General features: G+C 69.4%; 20 protein-coding genes. 15 read left to right on the top strand and 5 right to left on the bottom strand.

All coding sequences use genetic code 11. The annotated features are described in order from the left end of the window. Positions 1-18: 18 nt before the first annotated feature. Positions 19-693: a BON domain-containing protein gene (locus BLW00_RS17935; protein ID WP_175494357.1), complete on the bottom strand. Its 675-nt coding sequence runs from the start codon at positions 691-693 to the stop codon at positions 19-21. Positions 694-893: 200 nt separating this feature from the next. Here BLW00_RS17935 and BLW00_RS17930 point away from each other — a divergent pair, with 200 nt between their 5' ends. From BLW00_RS17930 to BLW00_RS17890, 9 genes are all read left to right on the top strand, one after another. Beyond that, positions 894-1,805, top strand: coding sequence for a universal stress protein (locus BLW00_RS17930; protein ID WP_092556737.1), 912 nt, complete (start codon positions 894-896; stop codon positions 1,803-1,805). 6 nt (positions 1,806-1,811) lie between these two features. Then, positions 1,812-2,195 carry a DUF805 domain-containing protein gene (locus BLW00_RS17925; RefSeq protein ID WP_092556735.1) on the top strand — a complete coding sequence of 128 codons (384 nt, stop codon included), beginning with the start codon at positions 1,812-1,814 and terminating at the stop codon, positions 2,193-2,195. 14 nt (positions 2,196-2,209) lie between these two features. Then, positions 2,210-2,716 carry a GyrI-like domain-containing protein gene (locus BLW00_RS17920; protein ID WP_092556733.1) on the top strand — a complete coding sequence of 169 codons (507 nt, stop codon included), beginning with the start codon at positions 2,210-2,212 and terminating at the stop codon, positions 2,714-2,716. 17 nt (positions 2,717-2,733) lie between these two features. Continuing rightward, a complete protein-coding gene (locus BLW00_RS17915) occupies positions 2,734-3,348 on the top strand; it encodes a hypothetical protein (RefSeq protein ID WP_139256786.1) in 615 nt (204 codons plus the stop codon). Positions 3,349-3,449: 101 nt separating this feature from the next. Further along, the gene (locus BLW00_RS17910) at positions 3,450-3,926 is read left to right on the top strand and encodes a universal stress protein (RefSeq protein WP_092556729.1); all 477 of its coding nucleotides are present in this window, start codon (positions 3,450-3,452) and stop codon (positions 3,924-3,926) included. After that, positions 3,923-4,957: an NAD(P)-dependent alcohol dehydrogenase gene (locus BLW00_RS17905; protein WP_092556727.1), complete on the top strand. Its 1,035-nt coding sequence runs from the start codon at positions 3,923-3,925 to the stop codon at positions 4,955-4,957. The genes BLW00_RS17910 and BLW00_RS17905 overlap by 4 nt, the downstream gene beginning before the upstream one ends. Before the next feature lie 30 nt (positions 4,958-4,987). Continuing rightward, on the top strand, positions 4,988-5,428 hold the full coding sequence (locus tag BLW00_RS17900) for a hypothetical protein (RefSeq protein WP_092556725.1): 441 nt from the start codon (positions 4,988-4,990) through the stop codon (positions 5,426-5,428). Positions 5,429-5,432: 4 nt separating this feature from the next. After that, on the top strand, positions 5,433-6,275 hold the full coding sequence (locus tag BLW00_RS17895; RefSeq protein ID WP_092556723.1) for a universal stress protein: 843 nt from the start codon (positions 5,433-5,435) through the stop codon (positions 6,273-6,275). After that, on the top strand, positions 6,272-7,273 hold the full coding sequence (locus tag BLW00_RS17890) for a zinc-binding alcohol dehydrogenase family protein (protein WP_092556721.1): 1,002 nt from the start codon (positions 6,272-6,274) through the stop codon (positions 7,271-7,273). Before BLW00_RS17895 ends, BLW00_RS17890 begins: the two co-directional genes overlap by 4 nt. Here BLW00_RS17890 and BLW00_RS17885 read toward each other — a convergent pair. After that, positions 7,241-8,260: a universal stress protein gene (locus tag BLW00_RS17885; RefSeq protein ID WP_175494356.1), complete on the bottom strand. Its 1,020-nt coding sequence runs from the start codon at positions 8,258-8,260 to the stop codon at positions 7,241-7,243. The genes BLW00_RS17890 and BLW00_RS17885 overlap by 33 nt on opposite strands. Before the next feature lies 1 nt (position 8,261). Beyond that, entirely contained in the window at positions 8,262-8,939 is a 678-nt protein-coding gene (locus BLW00_RS17880; RefSeq protein ID WP_175494355.1) for a BON domain-containing protein, read from the bottom strand. Between the two features lie 166 nt (positions 8,940-9,105). On the opposite strand from BLW00_RS17880, the gene BLW00_RS17875 reads away from it, so the two are divergent. Together BLW00_RS17875 and BLW00_RS17870 are read left to right on the top strand one after the other, a co-directional pair. After that, positions 9,106-10,479: an MBL fold metallo-hydrolase RNA specificity domain-containing protein gene (locus BLW00_RS17875; RefSeq protein ID WP_092556715.1), complete on the top strand. Its 1,374-nt coding sequence runs from the start codon at positions 9,106-9,108 to the stop codon at positions 10,477-10,479. Continuing rightward, the gene (locus BLW00_RS17870) at positions 10,476-12,320 is read left to right on the top strand and encodes a heavy metal translocating P-type ATPase (protein WP_245741665.1); all 1,845 of its coding nucleotides are present in this window, start codon (positions 10,476-10,478) and stop codon (positions 12,318-12,320) included. Before BLW00_RS17875 ends, BLW00_RS17870 begins: the two co-directional genes overlap by 4 nt. Here BLW00_RS17870 and BLW00_RS17865 read toward each other — a convergent pair. Further along, positions 12,295-13,098, bottom strand: coding sequence for a universal stress protein (locus BLW00_RS17865; protein WP_092556711.1), 804 nt, complete (start codon positions 13,096-13,098; stop codon positions 12,295-12,297). The two genes, BLW00_RS17870 and BLW00_RS17865, sit on opposite strands and share 26 nt — an antisense overlap. A gap of 171 nt (positions 13,099-13,269) precedes the next feature. On the opposite strand from BLW00_RS17865, the gene BLW00_RS17860 reads away from it, so the two are divergent. Together BLW00_RS17860 and BLW00_RS17855 are read left to right on the top strand one after the other, a co-directional pair. Further along, complete coding sequence (locus BLW00_RS17860; protein WP_092556709.1) at positions 13,270-14,991, top strand: sensor histidine kinase; 1,722 nt, start codon at positions 13,270-13,272, stop codon at positions 14,989-14,991. Next, positions 14,988-15,623, top strand: coding sequence for a response regulator (locus tag BLW00_RS17855; protein WP_092556707.1), 636 nt, complete (start codon positions 14,988-14,990; stop codon positions 15,621-15,623). Before BLW00_RS17860 ends, BLW00_RS17855 begins: the two co-directional genes overlap by 4 nt. Positions 15,624-15,635: 12 nt before the next feature. On the opposite strand, the gene BLW00_RS17850 is transcribed toward BLW00_RS17855, so the two are convergent. Further along, positions 15,636-16,313, bottom strand: coding sequence for a hypothetical protein (locus BLW00_RS17850; protein WP_092556705.1), 678 nt, complete (start codon positions 16,311-16,313; stop codon positions 15,636-15,638). 190 nt (positions 16,314-16,503) lie between these two features. On the opposite strand from BLW00_RS17850, the gene BLW00_RS17845 reads away from it, so the two are divergent. Then, positions 16,504-17,067 carry a flavodoxin family protein gene (locus tag BLW00_RS17845; RefSeq protein ID WP_092556703.1) on the top strand — a complete coding sequence of 188 codons (564 nt, stop codon included), beginning with the start codon at positions 16,504-16,506 and terminating at the stop codon, positions 17,065-17,067. A 19-nt stretch (positions 17,068-17,086) separates the two neighbouring features. Further along, positions 17,087-17,509 carry a pyridoxamine 5'-phosphate oxidase family protein gene (locus BLW00_RS17840; protein ID WP_092556701.1) on the top strand — a complete coding sequence of 141 codons (423 nt, stop codon included), beginning with the start codon at positions 17,087-17,089 and terminating at the stop codon, positions 17,507-17,509.

The following is a 17,509-nucleotide window of genomic DNA, read 5'->3' as shown; positions in this document are numbered from 1 at the left end:
GGCGGGCCGGCCGCACGGTCAGCGCGGCTGGACGGTGAGGTCGTTCCTCACCTCGGTGACATGCGGGGACGACCAGGCGGCGCGTTCCGCCTGGCGGAACTCGTCGTAGGACGCGACCGTTCCGGTCAGCGTGACGCGGGTGCCGTCGACGACGACGTCGATCCGAGCGGCGTCGGTGAGGGCGTTCCGTTTCAACGCATCCGTGATGTGCTTGTGGGCTTCGAACGAGGAGACCCGCGGGGCGAGCGTGACCCGGTCGTCGACCCAATGCACGCCTTTGATCTGGCGTACCTGCTTCTCGGCGGCGCGCCGCTGGCTGTCCCAGGCGACGCTGCCGGTCAGGATCACATTGCCGTTCGTGACCTCCGCATCGATCGATCCGTCGGGCAGACCGGCCGTCCAACGGAGCGTGTGCTGGATCGCTTCGGCGATGTCCGTGTCGTCGATCGGCGAGAACGCGTTCTTCGCGGTGACGTCGTTCGCGACCGAGCGCACGCCCCGCACCCGCAGAGCAGCCTTCGCGGCGAGGTGCCGCCAGAGGAACGAATCGACCTCGCCGGTGAGCGTCACCGCGCCATCCTTGACGCTGACCCCGATGGTGGCGGCGTCGATCTGGGGCGTCCAACGGAGTTCGTCCTCCACCATCTGTTTCACTTGAGCATCCGTGTAGGTGGACGTCTGCGTGGCCGTCATGATCATCTCCTCACCGGGGTGCACGTTCGGCACCGACACCACAACGGTGCGCCCCCGGCGGTGCGGCGGAGTAGGGCCGAAGGTCCCGGCGTCCGGGCGCCCGGGCCGCGGGACCTTCGGCCCTGGGAGCGGAATCGATCGGGCGCGACGCTGGGGGGAATACCGCGATCACATCCGTGGTCCGACAGAGCGGAGACATCATGAATCAGCGCACAGTGGTGGCCTGGGACGGCACGGCGGAGAGCCGTTCCGCTCTCGACTGGGCGGTGGCGCGCTCCCGGCATCTGGACAGCACGGCTGAGCTGGTGCTGGTGAGCGTGACCGACGAAGTCAGCCTGGTTCCCGGCAAGACGATAGGGCCCGAAGAATTCGATGCCGCAGGTGCAGCGGTCGCCGATGAGGCAGCTCGTGTCCGGCAGGAACTCCCGGAGCATCGTGTCACCGGCGAGATCGTCATCGGGGACACGCTCAACGCCCTTCGTCGCTACACCGACCCGACGACGCTCCTCGTCGTCGGCACGCACACGAGAGACTTTCCGCATCGTCGCTTCGCCTGGTCGCTCGGTTCTCGGCTGGCGGCTTCGGCGCTCGGACCGGTCGCCATCGTCCCGCACCAGATCACCGGCGCCCGCCGGGGGATCGTCGCCGGCGTGGACGGATCGGAGACGTCCCTCCGCGCAGCGCTCTTCGCCGCCGAGGAGGCCCAGCTCCGCGGCGTCCCCCTGCACCTGGTGCACGCCTGGATGGAGCCGGCGATCTGGCAGGAGGCGTACGTGTACGACGAAGAGATCCTCGACGAGATCGCGCTCCAGCACGAGGGGGTGGTGCGCGACATCGAAGTCGTCGTGAAGCGGCGCCATCCGGGCCTCGCGATGACGGCCAGCACCGTGCGCGGCCACGCCGTCCACGCACTGCTCGAGTTCTCGCCCCTGCCCGAGCTGGTGGTCGTGGGCTGTCGGAGCCGCAGCGCGATGAACCGCTTCGTGCTCGGCTCCGCCAGCCATGAACTCATCCTCAATCTCGACGTGCCCGTGGTGGTCGTCAGCGACCGGGTGCGCGACGTCGACATCGACGTCGACCGCACGGCACGTGTGTTCGAGCAGGTGGGGTGACGAGCCATGAACTTCCCCGACGCCATCCGCGCAGGATTCACGAACTACGCCACCTTCACCGGGCGCGCATCCCGGCCGGAGTTCTGGTGGTGGATCCTCTTCACCGCCCTCGTGAGCGCCGCTCTCAACTCCTTCAACGTCGCGACTCCCGAGGGCACGTTCCTCGTGGGCTCGAGCATCTCCGGGGTCTGGTCGGTCGCCGCACTCCTTCCGACACTCGCAGTCACGGTGCGCCGGCTGCGCGACGCGGGACGGTCGTGGGCCGAGCTGTTCTGGCTGCTGCTCCCGATCGCCGGACTCATCGTGTTGATCGTGCACCTCTGCGACGCACCGCGGCCGCCCGTGCTGGGCACCGCACCGCACGGCGCCCTCGCCGACCCCGTCATCTGAAAGCGAGCAGACACATGACCTCGATCACGGAACTGATCGTGCCGTCGGTGACGGTCGCGGGGAGCAGATCCTGGGTTCCCTTCACCGACCTGCAGGCCTTCTTCGCGCGAGCGTTGCCGGTCGCTCAGGATGCGCTCCGCTCGCGGGGCACCGTTCCTGCCGGCGCACCCATCGCGGTGTACTTCGCGGCCACTCCCGACGCTGTCGACGTGCTCGCCGGATTCCCCGTCGAGCCGGCGGCCGCCCACGACGAGACCGTGCAGTCGGTCACCCTGCCCGCGGGACGCGCGGTGACCGCGGTGCACCACGGTGCGTACGACGACCTCGGTGACACCTACGACGAACTCCACTCGTGGATGACCACCCACGGGCTCGGCGAACCCGGCACCATGACGGAGCAGTACCTCGTCGGTCCTGGAAGCAGCAGCCCTCCTTCGGAATGGCAGACCGTCGTCACCTACTACCTCCCCGAAGACCGAGTCGTCGCCGTTCCGCCCGCTGCGGCCGGTGCGGCCGGCTGACTCGATTCGCCGACCTCATGACGAGTGAAGCGGGAGCACGCTTCCCTCTTCGCTGGATCGCCTGGGTGAGTTGCGGGGAAGCCGTGGGATTCGCCGTCGCCGCGGGTGTCGCCGTGACGATGGCGGTTCTGCACCCGGACGCCCTCGTCGCATTCGCCGTGACGATCATCGGCGGCGCCGTCGAGGGAGCGGCTCTGGGGGCGGGTCAGCTCATCGGTCTGGGCCGCAATCGGCCGGCATCCTTGCCGTGGCTGGTGGCCACGTCGTCGGGAGCGGCAGCGGCATGGGCGATCGGGCTCCTGCCGAGCACACTCGAACTGGACTTCTCGGCGTGGCTCATCCCCATCGTCGTGCTGGGCGGCCTCGTCCTCCTGGCCGTGATCCCGGTGGCGCAGTGGCTGGTCATCCGTGATCGAGGCGGAAGCGCCGCCTGGATTCCCTGGAACATGCTCGCCTGGGCGGCAGCGGTGTGCTGGACGCTGGGGCCGTCACCGTTCATCGACGAGCGTTCGCCGATCGCCCTGGTCGTCGTGCTCTATCTGATCGCCGGAGCGCTGATGGCACTCACCGTTGCCGTTGCCACGGCCCCGGTGGCCGCCCGCCTGTTCCTCCCGCACCACTCCGACGGATGACGGGACCTTCGGCTCTAATCGGCCGGGCACGGGCTTCGTAGTGTCGGAGGAGGTAGCCCCCACGTCATCGGGCCACCCCTGATTCGAACGGAGACAAGCGCATGACCGATCACGACACCACCGCCCGCAGTTCCACCGGATACGAGCGCATCGTGGTCGGGGTCGACGGATCGGACGCCTCGATCGAGGCCCTCCGCCGGGCCGTCGGCATCGCGGAGAAGTTCGGGTCGCGGGTCGACGCCCTCTGCGTCTGGAGCTACCCGATCTCCTACACCCCGCTGCCGGCCGTCTACTATCCCGACAAGGATGCGGAACAGATCGCCGCCCAGGTCGCCACCGCGGTGTTCGGGTCGGCGCGACCCGACTGGTTCACGACCACCACTCGAGAGGGCTCAGCGGCCCTCGTGCTGATCGACGAGAGCACGACCGCCGACCTGCTCGTGGTGGGCAGTCGCGGACATGGCGGGTTCGCCGGCCTCCTCCTCGGTTCCGTCAGCGCCCAGTGCGCCGAACACGCCCACTGCCCGGTGTTGGTCGTGCACGATCAGGCCGCCGAAGAACGCGGACCGGAACGATGAGAGCGCTGCAGTACCGCTCCATCGGCGCGCCTCCCGAGGTGGTCGAGATCGACACGCCGGAACCCGGACCGGGCCAGGTGCGACTGCGGGTCACCGCGGCCGGCCTCTGCCACTCCGACTCCTTCTTGATGAGCTTGCCGGAGGAGCAGTACATCTACGGCCTTCCGCTGACCCTCGGCCACGAAGGGGCCGGAGTGGTCGACAAGCTCGGCGAGGGCGTCACCGGTGTCGCCGTGGGCGACTCCGTCGCGGTCTACGGCCCCTGGGGCTGCGGCCGGTGCCACGAGTGCGCCCAAGGCCGGGAGAACTACTGCCGCAACGCCGCCGCGCTCGGCATCGCCCCTCCGGGGCTGGGGGCGCCCGGCGCGATGGCCGACTACCTGATCGTCGACGACGCGCGTCATCTCGTTCCCCTCGGCGACCTCGACCCGGTCGAGAGCGTCTCCCTCACCGACGCCGGCCTCACGCCCTACCACGCCATCGCGTCCAGTCTCGGCAAACTGCGTCCGGGCTCGACCGCCGTGGTGATCGGCGTCGGCGGGCTCGGACATGTCGCCGTGCAGATCCTCCGCGCCGTCTCGGCGGCGACGGTCATCGCGCTCGACACCGACCCCGAGAAGCTCGCCCTCGCCTCCGAGGTCGGAGCGCACCACGCGCTGGTCTCCGATTCCTCGGCGATCGAACGCATCCGTTCGCTCACCGACGATCATGGTGCCGACGCGGTCTTCGACTTCGTCGGCGCCACACCGACCCTGGAGATCGCCCGGGCGGTCGTGGCGACGGATGGCGACATCCAGATCGTCGGAATCGGCGGCGGTGTGCTGCCGACCGGGTTCTTCTCCACCCCCTTCGGGGCCACCGTCCGGGCGCCCTATTGGGGAACCCGATCGGAGCTGATCGAGGTGCTCCAGCTCGCCTTGAGCGGGCACCTCCGGGTGCATGTCGAGACCTTCAGCCTCGACGACGCGCCCGAGGCCTACCGCCGCCTGCACGACGGCACCATCCGCGGCCGAGCCGTCGTGATCCCGTGACACGACCCTGACACGAACAGGAGCACTGCGATGATCAGTGACACCGTGACCCGCCCCGTGCTGGTGGGCATTCTCGCCCTCGGCGCCGTCTCGTCGTTCGGCGGCGCCGTTCTGGCGATCTTCTTCGACGGAGGCGGCGTTCCCCACGAGTACCTCGAGGGCAGCGCGTTCACCTCCTTCCTCGTGCCCGGGCTCGTGCTCGGCGTCGTCGTCGGTGGAACGCAGCTCGCCGGCGCCGTGACCCTCCTGCTCCGCCCTCGTGCCGGCATCGTGCTCTCCGCCGTCGCAGGATTCGGCATGATCATCTGGATCTTCGTCGAGATCGCGGTCATCCGCGAGTATTCGTGGTTGCAGACGGCGTACCTCGCCGTGGGCATCGCCGAACTCGTGCTCGTGCTCGCCCTCCTCGGCATCACCCCCTCGATCGCGCGTCCCGCGAGAGGGCTCCGCGCAACGACAGAAAGCAGGTGACGACATGGTCGACAGGATCGTCGTCGGATGGAACGAATCCGAATCCGCAGCGGCCGCACTCGACTGGGCCCTGAAACGTGCCGGCACGACACCGGTGCAGATCGTCACCGTCGTGCCGGGGCAGGAGACCGGCAGCGACTACCTCAGCCCCACCTCGCCCACCTCTCAAGCGCGGGTGAAGCTCATGGAGGCGGCCGACAGGATGCGCGAACGCCACCCGGATGCGCGCATCGACACCCAGGTCGTCCGTGGTGCCGTCGTCGAGGAGTTGACCCGCGCCTCCGTGCCCGGAACTCTGCTCGTGGTGGGCGCGACACCGCGTTCGGAACGGCGGGGACTCTTCGGCTGGTCGGTCGCCACCCGGATCGCCGGAGCACGCACTCCGGGAACGGTGGCCGTGGTGCCGAGCAACGTCTTCATCGGAGTGCGCTCGGGCGTCGTGGTCGGCGTCGACGGATCGGCCGAGACACCGGACGTGCTCGAGGTGGCCATCGCCGAAGCCCTCGAACTGCATGAGGAGCTGCGTCTCGTGCACGCCTGGGCCCCGCCACCCGAATGGCAGGACGTGTACGTGCCCGACCTCGGTTTCGAGGACTCTCTCGAAGACGTGCACCAGGGAGTGCTCGACGACGCGGTCGCGGCGGCGAGCCAGATCTCCGGTCTGGCCATCCGCGAGTCGCTCATCAGCGAGCCGCCGGCCGTCGCCGTGAGCGAGGCCGCGCGAGGCGCCGCCGAACTGGTCGTCGGGAATCACAGCAGCCGCGGTGTACGCCGCTTCCTGCTCGGATCGGTCAGTCACGCCGTGCTGCGCGACCTGTATGCGCCGACCATCGTCGTGCGCTCATGACCCGAGCCGATGACGCGTGGGTGACCTCCGGAGACGGACACATCGAGTTACGCCGTCGAGAGGTTCCGGAGCCGGCCGGCGACGAGGTGCTCGTCGCCGTGCTCGCCTGCGGCGTCTGCCGCACCGACCTCCATGTGGTGGACGGGGAACTCCCGCGCCATCGCCCCGATGTCGTGCCCGGCCACCAGGTCGTCGGCCGCGTCATCGCGCGAGGGCCGGGCGTGCGCAACCTCGCCTCAGGCGACCTCGTCGGAATAGCCTGGTTGCGCGAGACCTGCGGGGTCTGTCATTGGTGCCTCACCGGCCGGGAGAACCTGTGCGAGTCCGCGCGGTTCACCGGCTACGACGCCGACGGCGGCTTCGCCGGTCACGCCTTGGTGCGGGAACCCTTCGCCTATCGACTGCCGCCGGACACCGATCCCGCTGCCACGGCTCCCCTGTTGTGCGCCGGCATCATCGGCTACCGGGCACTCACGCGCGCCCAGCTGCCACCGGGCGGACACCTCGGCCTCTACGGCTTCGGGTCGAGCGCTCACATCACCGCGGCCCTCGCCCTGTCGGCCGGCGCGACCGTCTCGGCCATGACGCGGGGCGAGGCCAACCGGGCGCTCGCCCGCACGATGCCGCTCCGATTCGTCGGCGAAGAAATGGCGGCTCCACCCGAGCCCCTCGATTCGGCGATCGTGTTCGCTCCCGCCGGCACCCTCGTGCCCGCAGCCCTGCGCGCGACCCGGCCGGGCGGCACGGTCGTCATCGCCGGCATCCACCTCAGCGACATCCCCACCTTGAGCTACGAGGAGCACCTGTTCCACGAGCGCGACCTCCGCAGCGTCACCGCGAACACCCGCGCCGACGGGATCGAGTTCCTCCGGCTGGCCCGCTCGCTCGCGCTGCTCCCCACGGTCACCCGCTACGGGTTCGATCAGGTCGACGAAGCGCTCGACGACCTGCGTTCGGGACGGGCGTCAGGATCGCTCGTCATCGAGATCGCGTCCTGACGGACGCACCACGAGCACGGGGCACGCGGCGTGCCGCACGCACTGCTCGCTGACCGACCCGAGCATCAGCGCGGCGAAGCCGCCGCGGCCCCGGGAACCGACGACGAGCATCCGCGCCCGTCTCGACACCTCGATCAGCACCTCCGCGGGCTGCCCGAGTACACCTTGGAATTCCACGGCGACGCCGGGGTGCCGCTCACGGATCGCCCGCGTCTCCTCGATCAGCAACTCGCGCACCCGGGCGTCGACCTCGGAGAACGGCGACGCGTACCCGTCGTGGAACAGCGCACCCCGAGGTGCGGTGTCGATCGACCACGCGCGCACGATCATCACCGGCGCCGACAGAGCGGCCGCGAGGTCGAGCGCCGTCGTCAGCGCGTCATCCGCCTGGGCCGATCCGTCGTGCCCCACGACGAGACTTGCCGGGGTCGCCGGCGTCGGATCGAGAACCGCGTCGAACGGTTTCGGCTGCGGCAGGCCGAGCTCCGCCCCCCACGCGCTCGCCCGCTCGCGCTCCCCCGGTTCGAGACGATGGTTGTCCATCACGAAGAAGCTCGTGGGCGGCGCGACCAGGTCGATTCCGCGCGTGTGCAGAAGGCTCGCCACGTGGTGCGCTGCCGATCCGACCAGCAGGCGCGGGCCCCGGATGCGGGTGTCGAAGACCGCGAAGCCGGCGTCAGCGGGCAATTGCGCCCGTTCGAGCCATTCCGCCATGCCGATCGGGTTCTGGTCGTGCTCGAGTTGCAGACCCGAATAGCTGTCGAGACCGACCAGCGCGGCATTCTCCCTGCTGACCGGCGTGCTCAATCCGTGCACGTGGGTCGGCGCCCCGAGCACGATCAGATCGGCCTCGGGCACCTGTTCCGGGTCGAGGTCGTGCACCGAGACCACGGTCACGTCGTTCCGGCGGCGGATCCCGGACGCGATCTCCTCCGCCACGGCGTGCGTGGCGCCGAACATCGATTCGTACACGATCAGCGTGGACATGTCAGTCCTCGACATGGATGTCGTTGTGCAGCTCCATCACACCCGGGTGCTTCCAGGCGGTCTGCTCGGCGTCATGCTTCTGCACGAGCGTGCTGACGGTGCCGCGGAGGATCACTTTGCCGCTCTCGGCGTGCACCGTGATGGCCGTGCCGGCCAGGCTCGCCTGCCGGTGGAGCGCATCGAGGATGCGATCGGCGGTGTCGGCGGGGAACTGACGTGGCGTCAGCACGATCTGGTTGACGACGCCGCGCACCTTCGGAAGCATCTGCATCGAGCGCTGGGCGGCCTTGCGCTGGTAGGCCCACTCCGCGGTGCCGGTCAGGGTCACGACCGCGTCGTGCACCTCGGCCCGGATCGCGACGCCGGGCAGCGTCTCATACCATTTCAGCATCGTGCTGACCTGCTGACCGATCTTCTCGTCGGTGTCGGCGGCATCCGGTTCGCCTTGCACCGTGATCTCGTCGACCACGGTCGTCACGCCCGTGACCCGCTGCGTGACCTTCACCGCGATGTAGCGTTCGGACATCGTGGCGACGCTGCCGGAGAGTTCGACGACGCCGTCGCGGACCGAGACCCCGATCGCCGAATGGTCGAGATCCGGGGTCCACTGCAGTTCCGATCGCACCGCCTCTTGGATCTGGGCGTCCGTCTTGTGCTCGGACAGTTCTGACAACATCATCGTGGGCTCCATTCGCGTCAGTGGACTGGTACTTCCGACGGTAGAGGCCGCCGCACACCGCCGGCAGTGCCGAAGGTCCCGAGACGATGGGACCAAAGGCACTGCCGGGCACGAGCCGCGCACGCGATCCTGAACGCAGGACTGTTCGACTGGACGGAGGTGTCGCATGGCAACGCGAATGACCTTTCTCGGCGCGACCGACACGGTGACGGGTTCCCGCTACCTGATCGAGAGCGATGACCGGCGTGTCCTGGTGGACTGCGGTCTGTTCCAGGGCGTCAAGACCATCCGCGACCGCAACCGCGCGCCGCTCGGGGTGGCCCCGGGGTCGATCGACGCGGTGCTGCTGACCCATGCGCACCTCGACCACTCCGGGTACCTCCCGGCCCTGGTGCGCGACGGGTTCACCGGACCCGTCTATTGCACCTCCGGCACCGCCGAGCTGTGTCAGATCCTGCTGCCCGACAGCGGGTACCTCTTGGAGGAGGAAGCGGCCCACGCCGCAGCACACGGCTACTCCGTGCACCCCCACCCCACTCCCGTCTACACCGCCGCCGACGCGTTGGCCGCCCTCACCCATCTCCACACGGTCGAGTTCGACGCATCGATGTCGCTCGGAGACGGCATGGATGCGGAGTTCGTTCCGGCGGGGCACATCCTCGGCGCCTCGCAGATCCGCCTCCGTCATGACGGCACCACGGTGCATTTCACCGGAGACCTGGGCCGGCCCGACGATCCGCTGATGCGGCCACCCGCCGAACTCGAGGCGACGGACGTCCTGGTCACCGAATCGACCTATGGCGATCGGAAGCACGACGACGACGATTCCGAGAAGGCTCTCGGCGAGCTGATCACCCGGGTCACACGGAAGGGCGGCGTGGTGCTGATCCCGGCGTTCGCGGTCGGCCGCACCGAGACGGTCCTGATGCACCTCTCGCGGCTGCGTGACCGAGGCGAGATCCCCGAGGTGCCGATCTACCTCAACAGTCCGATGGCGATCAACGCGGCGCGCGTGTACGAGCGCCATCCGGAGGAGCACCGGCTCTCTCCCGCGGACATCGAACGGATGTACAGCATCGCTCGACCCGTGCGCACGGTCGACGAGTCGAAGCTGCTCAATCTGCGCGGCGGCCCGATGGTGATCATCTCGGCGAGCGGGATGCTCACCGGTGGTCGCATCCTGCACCACCTCGACGCCTACGGATCCGATCCCCGCAACGCCATCGTGCTCACCGGATTCCAGGCGACCGGAACGCGCGGCGCCGCCCTGGCGGCGGGCGCGACCACCCTGCGTGTCTTCGGCCGCGACATCCCCATCCGCGCCGAGGTGCTCGACCTCGTGACGATGTCGGCCCATGCGGATGGCGACGAGCTCATCGCCTGGATGAAGCGCGCCCCGTCGGCGCCCCGGGTGACCTATGTCACCCACGGCGAACCGAACGCCTCCGACACCCTCCGCGCGCGGATCAAGCGGGAACTCGGATGGACCGCCCGGGTTCCCGAGCGGGAACAGGTCGTCGACCTGAGCGATCCCCGGTGAAACGGTTCCACTATCCGCTGGTCGCGGCGACGGGCGCGATCGGCGTGCTCGCGGGTGTCTGTTGGCTGATCGGCTGGCAGCTCGCCGCGGGGGTGATCGTCGCCGTGTTCGCTCTGGGGATCGCGGGGCTGGAGACGGTCCGGATGATCCGACGCCTCCGCCACGGTGTGATCGGCGTCGACCTTCTGGCCGTGGTGGCGATCGTGTCGACCGTGCTGGTCGGCGAGCTCCTCGCCTCGTGGATCATCGTGCTCATGCTCACCGGAGGTGAGGCACTGGAGGACTTCGCTCAAGGGCGCGCCGAACGCGAGCTGAAGGGCCTCATCGATCGGGCGCCGCGATCGGCGCACCGGATCGCCTCCGAATCGGGCACGATCGAGGAGGTGGCCGTCGGCGACGTCATCGTGGGAGATCGCCTCCTGGTCAAGCCGTCGGAGATCGTTCCGGTCGACGGCACGCTCAGCCCGGACACGACGGCCGTCGAGTTCGACGAGTCGTCGCTGACCGGTGAGAGCCTGCCGGTGGAGCATCATGGCGGAGACCTGGTGCTCAGCGGTTCGATCAACGGTTCCGCCGCCGTGACGATGACCGCGACCGCCGACGCCCGCCACAGCCAATACCAGAGCATCGTCCTCCTCGTCACCGAAGCGGCATCGCGCCCGGCGCCGGTCGTCCGGCTGGCCGATCGATTCGCTTTGCCGTTCACCGCCTTCGCGCTCCTGCTCGGCGCCACCGCCTGGATCGTGTCGGGCGATCCCGTCCGCTTCGCCGAAGTTCTCGTGCTGGCGACACCGTGCCCGCTGATCATCGCCGCGCCGATCGCCTTCATGGCGGGCATGAGCCGCGCCGCCAAGAACGGCGTCATCGTGAAGGGCGGCGCCGTGCTGGAGACCCTCTCGCGAGCGCGCAGCATCGTGTTCGACAAGACCGGCACCCTCACCGAAGGGCGCCCGACGATCACCCGTTTCCGCACCGAGAACGGATTCACCGAGCGCGAACTCCTGCGCCTCGCCGCGTCGGCCGAGCAGTATTCGAGTCACGTGCTCGCCGAGTCGGTGATCCGGAGCGCCCGCGACGCCGGTCTCGAACTCGACGACACCGACGACGCGCACGAGGTCGCGACCGCGGGTGTGGAGGCGCGGTTCGCCGGGCACGACGTGCTGGTCGGAAAGCTGGGCTTCGTGGCCGAGCGCGCATCCGGCGCGACGGAGTACGACCTCGAGCCCGGCGAACTCGCCATCTCCGTCGCCGTGGACGGCGTCTTCGCCGGCGCGATCATCGCGCACGACGGGCTGCGTGCGAACGCCACCTCGACCATCGCCGACCTGCTGCGCCGGGGCGCGCGGCACATCATCATGCTCACGGGCGACGCCCCCGCCACCGCGCACGCGATAGCGGCCCAGGCGGGGATCACGGATGTGCGGGCGGGATGCCTCCCCGCCGACAAGGTCGAGGCCGTCGCGCGCCTCGACGACCGGCCCGTGGTCATGGTGGGAGACGGCGTCAACGATGCCCCGGTGCTGGCCGCAGCCGATGTGGGGATCGCCATGGGTGCGCGAGGAGCGACCGCGGCGAGCGACTCCGCCGACGTCGTCATCCTGCTCGACGACCTGTCGAAGACCGCGACCGCGGTGCGGATCGGTCAGGACAGCGTGCGGATCGCCCTGCAGAGCATCTGGATCGGGATCGGACTGAGCGTGGCGCTCATGACGACAGCCGCCTTCGGGGTCATCCCCGCCGCTCTCGGGGCCGGCCTGCAGGAGGCGGTCGACCTCGTCTGCATCCTCAACGCGCTGCGAGCACTGCGCGATCCGGTCACTCCGGTTCGGGCACCACGATGACCGGGCCGGCCATGTTGAGCAGCACGTCGTGCGCCACGTGACCGAGGCCGCGCTGCCCGCCCCAGACGCGTGTCGGCCGCCCGATCACGACGAGCGACATCATGCGCGTCGCCTCGACGAGCGCCTCCGCCGGCGGCCGCTGCACCATCCGGGCGCGCGGCCGGGCGCCGACGATGAGCTCGGCGGTGTCCATCGCCCGCTCGATGACGGCGTCGGAGACCGCCCCGTGGTCGCGCGCTCCGATGCACCGGAAGAGGGTGAGCTGCTCGCGCGTTCTCGCCGCTTCCCGGGCCGCGAATTCGAGGGCACGCAGGGAGGCGACCGAGTCGTCGACGCCCACGGCGATCCCCCCGCGGCGGCTGCGATACGGCACCTGCGGGATGACGGCGAGCGGGGCTCGCGACGTGGCCGCCAGCTGGAGGGATTGCGAGCCGAAGACCTGACCGCGCACGAACCCGGCCTTGTGGGTTCCGACCGCGACCAGCTCCGCGCTCTCCGAGCGCTCCGCGAGCACCATCATGGGCACTCCCTCCGCGATCTCGCCCCGGATCGACACGGCGGGCTGGGTCACCCGGGCGAACTCGAGGGCGTCGGCCAGGGTGATCTCCCCCATCGTGCGCAGTTCCCGGCGCGCACTCAGCCCCACCGTGCCCCACTCGTCGTCGACGACGTGCACCAGCACGATCTCGTGGTGCAGCTCGGCGGCGCGGTCGAGTGCCCAGCTCACCGCGGCGCGTCCGATGGTCGACCCGTCGACTCCGACAACGATCGCGCTCATAGCCTGCTCCCTCGGGTGAATCCAATGCCTCCCCCCACGATGCCGTGCCCACAGGGCCCTCAGCAGGGCCGAAGGTCCCCTGGAACGGTCGCGGCCCCGAGCGATAGAGTTGCCATGAGACCGGACTCGGCAGTTCCAGCACGACGACGGAGCACCACGACGGAGGAAACGATGGTGGGCGACGACCCCCTCACGTTCCCCGATGCGCCACGCGCCGAACTCGATCGCGCGATCGGCGACCTGGTCGCCCGTGCGGCCGACGTGATGAAGACACAGGGGCGACTCCGGGCCCTGCTGCATGCCAACCGCGCCGTCGTCGAACAGATCGAGCTGCCGGTCGTCTTGCAGCGCATCGTCGACGCGGCGGTCGAACTCGTCGACGCGGAATACGGAGCCATCGGGGTCATCGCCCCGCAGGGCGGCCTCGAGCAGTTCATCTACGTGGGGATGACGCCGCGCGACGAGGAGCGGATCGGCCACCTCCCGGAGGGTCATGGCCTGCTCGGCGCGCTCATCGACGAACCACATCCCATCCGTCTCGAACACATCACCGACGACGGCCGGTCGAGCGGGTTTCCCGCGCACCACCCCCCGATGGAGAGCTTTCTCGGCGTCCCGATCCGGGTGCGGGACTCGGTGTTCGGAAACCTCTACCTCACCAACCAACGCGGTGGCCGCTTCTCGGCGGAGGACGAACAGCTCGTCACCTCGCTCGCCGCCACCGCCGGGTTCGCCATCGAGAACGCGCGGCTCTTCGCCCAGGCGCAGGCGCGGGAACGCTGGATGGCCGCCGCGGCCGAGACCTCGGCCGCCATCCTGTCGACCAGTCGCCGGCTGGGCCTGGAGGATCTCGCCGGGAGACTGGCCCAGCTCGCGGAAGCGGATCGGGTGTACATCGTCGAACGCGACGACGACGGCGTGCACCTGAGTCTCGCCGTCGTGAACGGAACCCTGACCGACGACCGGATCGGGTCGCGGCTCGCCGCGGCGAACACGATCGCCGGCGCCGTGTTCGAATCCCTCAGCGCGCGTTCCGTGCCGGAATCCACCCTGTCGGAGGCCGACCCGCTGGCGCTCCAGAACGAGACCGCGTCGGGGCCGCTGATGGCGGTGCCGATGAACAGCGGTGAGACGACCTCGGTCGTGGCCGTCATCGCGCGGGCACCAGGGGCTCCACGATTCAGCGAATTCGAGTTGGAGATCGCCGACGATTTCGTCAGCCGGGCGAGCGTCGCCCTGGAACTGGCGGCGGCCCGCGAGGACCAGCAGCGGATGCTCCTCCTCGAAGACCGTGGACGGATCGCCCGCGACCTCCACGACCACGTCATCCAGCAACTGTTCGGCACCGGTCTCGAACTGCAAGGTCTCATCGGTCGCGCCGGCGCCGGCCCGACCGCCGACAAGCTCGCCGGCGCGGTCGAGCGGATCGACGACAGCATCGCCCAGATACGAACGGTGATCTTCGCCCTCTCCCGCTCAGCCCACTCCGACACATCCGTCCGTCACACGCTCCTCGATCTCGCGAAGGAGGCGTCGGCCGGAATCGCGCAGCCGACGGCCACGAGCTTCTCGGGCCCGGTGGATCTGGTCGTCACCGACGAACTGGCGGCCGACGTGGCCGCGGTCGCGCGGGAGTGCCTGGCCAACGTGGCGCGCCACGCGTCGGCGACCCGGGCCAGCCTGGAGCTGACCGCGGCCGACGGAACAGTCACCCTCACGGTTCGAGACGACGGCGTCGGCATTCCCGCCACGGGCCGTCGGAGCGGACTGAGAAACCTCGAGGAACGCGCCACGCGACGCGGCGGAACATTCGACATCGAATCAGAACCGGGTGACACGGTGGTGCGCTGGGCGGTCCCCTTCCCCCGCCTCGATGAGAAGGAGAACACATGATCCGCGTCTTCCTGGTCGACGACCACGAGATCGTGCGCCGCGGCATCGGCGACCTGCTCGGGGCCGAGAACGACATCGAGATCGTCGGCGAGGCCGGATCGGTCAGCCAGGCGATCGGACGGATCGCCGCGACCGTTCCCGACGTCGCGGTGCTCGACGTGCGGCTGCCCGACGGGAGCGGGATCGACCTGTGCCGCGACATCCGCTCCCACCACCCCGACGTGCACTGCCTGATCCTCACCGGCTACGACGACGACCAGGCCCTGTTCGCCGCCGTGGTCGCCGGCGCCGCCGGATACGTGCTCAAAGACGTGCGCGGGGCCGGTCTGATCGACGCGGTGCGCGCCGTGGCGGCCGGCCGCACCCTCATGGATCCGGCCCTCACCCGCCGGGCGTCGGAGCACATGAAATCAGCCGTCGACGACGACCCGCGATTCGAATCCCTCAGCCTCCGGGAGCGGCAGATCCTCGCCCTGATCGGTGAGGGGCTGACGAATCGGCAGATCGGCGACCATCTCTCCCTCGCGGAGAAGACGGTGAAGAACTACGTCTCGAGCATGCTCAGCAAGCTCGGTCTCGAGCGCCGCACGCAGGCGGCCGTCTTCCAATCCGAGCGCCGCCACACGCCCTGACCGGCGAGCCCGTCACAACGGCGCGGTGGCACCGGCGAGCCTGATCGGAACGACGATCGTGATCGGCCGCGTGTAGAGGTCCAGTAGGAGCCGACGGGATTCGGCGGAGCGCGCCTCCGACGGGTACCGGCGCGGCCGTGTCTCGCCGACGGTCACGTGCCCGGGCACCACGACCGCCAGATCGCGGTCGGAACCGATGTGCGACCAGGAGGCCGGAGCATCCAGAAGCCAGAGATCGTCGTCGCCGAATTCGCCGAGCAACGCCGACAACACCTCGGTGGTGGGGCGGTCCGGTTCGTCGAACAACCCGACCGCGACACGGTTGCCCACCGCCAGCGCCGCACCCAGGTTCGCCGCCGCCTCGCCCGACGTGCAGTCGGGAGAGATCATCATCACGACCGTCCCGAGAGGCGCGTCGACGTGCACCACCGCTTCGCCGGGCGAATAGGTGATCACGCCGTCGCGGTTCTCGAGCACGGCTTCAGAGAGGCCGTGAAGATGGGCTGCTGCGCCCGTACCCGGAACGGCCTCATCGATTCTCGCCGCCGCGCGGCCGAGCGCCTCCGATCGACGCTTCACCCACGGATCGGAGTGCATCGCGGTGCGATGTGCCCGGAATTCGAGTTCGATCGTCGCCAGATCGCGTGAGACCCGGCGGGAGACTGGTGTTGCGGTGGCTGTCGATGACATAGAGGTTCCCTCCCTTTCCGGCCAGCGTGCCGGACGCCGGTCCGCGGGATCAGGGTCGAAAGTCCCGAATCGCGAGTCGCTCGGCCGATGTCGGCCGGCCACGAGCTCCCGGGAATCGACGGGACCAAATGCCCTACTCATCGCCTCCGGGTTTCGGGAGTCTGGCGGTACAGGAGAGAACGGAGCAGCCATGAGGGCACTGGTGATCTACGAATCGATGTTCGGAAACACGCGAGCCGTCGCCGAGGCGATCCGTGACGGATTGGCCGCCCACGCGACCGCGGACCTGGCCAACGTCAATCAGCTCAGCATGGACGACGCCGGTCACGCCGACCTCATGGTGGTGGGTGGCCCCACCCATGTGCACGGAATGACCCGTGCTCGCACGCGAGAGGAAGCCGTCGCCTGGACCACGGACCCGAGCAAGCATCTCACCCTCGAACCGGATGCGCCGGGCCGCGGGATCCGCGACTGGTCCGACGACCCGATGACGGTCGTGGCCCCGATGTTCGCGGCCTTCGCGACCCGCGCCGACGTGCCGGTCCTTCTGAGCGGCAACGCCGCCGCCCAGATCGACCGCGCCCTCCGCCATCGCGGAAGCCGCCGGGTCACCGAGAGCGAGAACTTCCTCGTCACCAAGGACAACCACCTGGAGGACGACGAACTCGCCCGGGCCCGCGCCTGGGGTGAGTCGCTGGCCGTGCAGGCGTCGCAGCTCCTGACAACCGTCGACCGCGGTGCCGACGAGGGCTGAACGAGCAGAGGAGACGATCATGTGGCAAGGCGAAGGCGACGTGCGCGAACTGAGCGTCGAGGAATGCTGGGAGTATCTGCGTTCGCACCAGCTGGGCCGCCTCGCGATCAGCGCCGGCGGTGAGATCGACATCTTCCCGGTCAACTACCTGGCCGAGCCGGACTCGATCCTGATCCGCACGGCACCGGGCACGAAGCTGCTCGAACTCGTGATCGCGCAGGAGGTTGCCTTCGAGATCGACGGCTACACCGATGACGACGCGTGGAGCGTGGTGCTCAAGGGCCCCGCGCACCGGCTGGAGCGCCGAAGCGAGATCGACGAAGCCGACGCCGAACCGCTGACCCCGTGGATTCCCACGCTCAAGTACGAGTACGTGCGAATCACAGCCGATTCGTTGTCAGGACGCCATTTCCGCCGTGGGCCCGAACCGGAGCGGTATTGA

Origin of the sequence: Herbiconiux ginsengi, assembly GCF_900107435.1 — a bacterium.
GTDB classification, from domain to species: domain Bacteria; phylum Actinomycetota; class Actinomycetes; order Actinomycetales; family Microbacteriaceae; genus Herbiconiux; species Herbiconiux ginsengi.
This window is presented reverse-complemented; position numbering and strand designations above follow the sequence as displayed.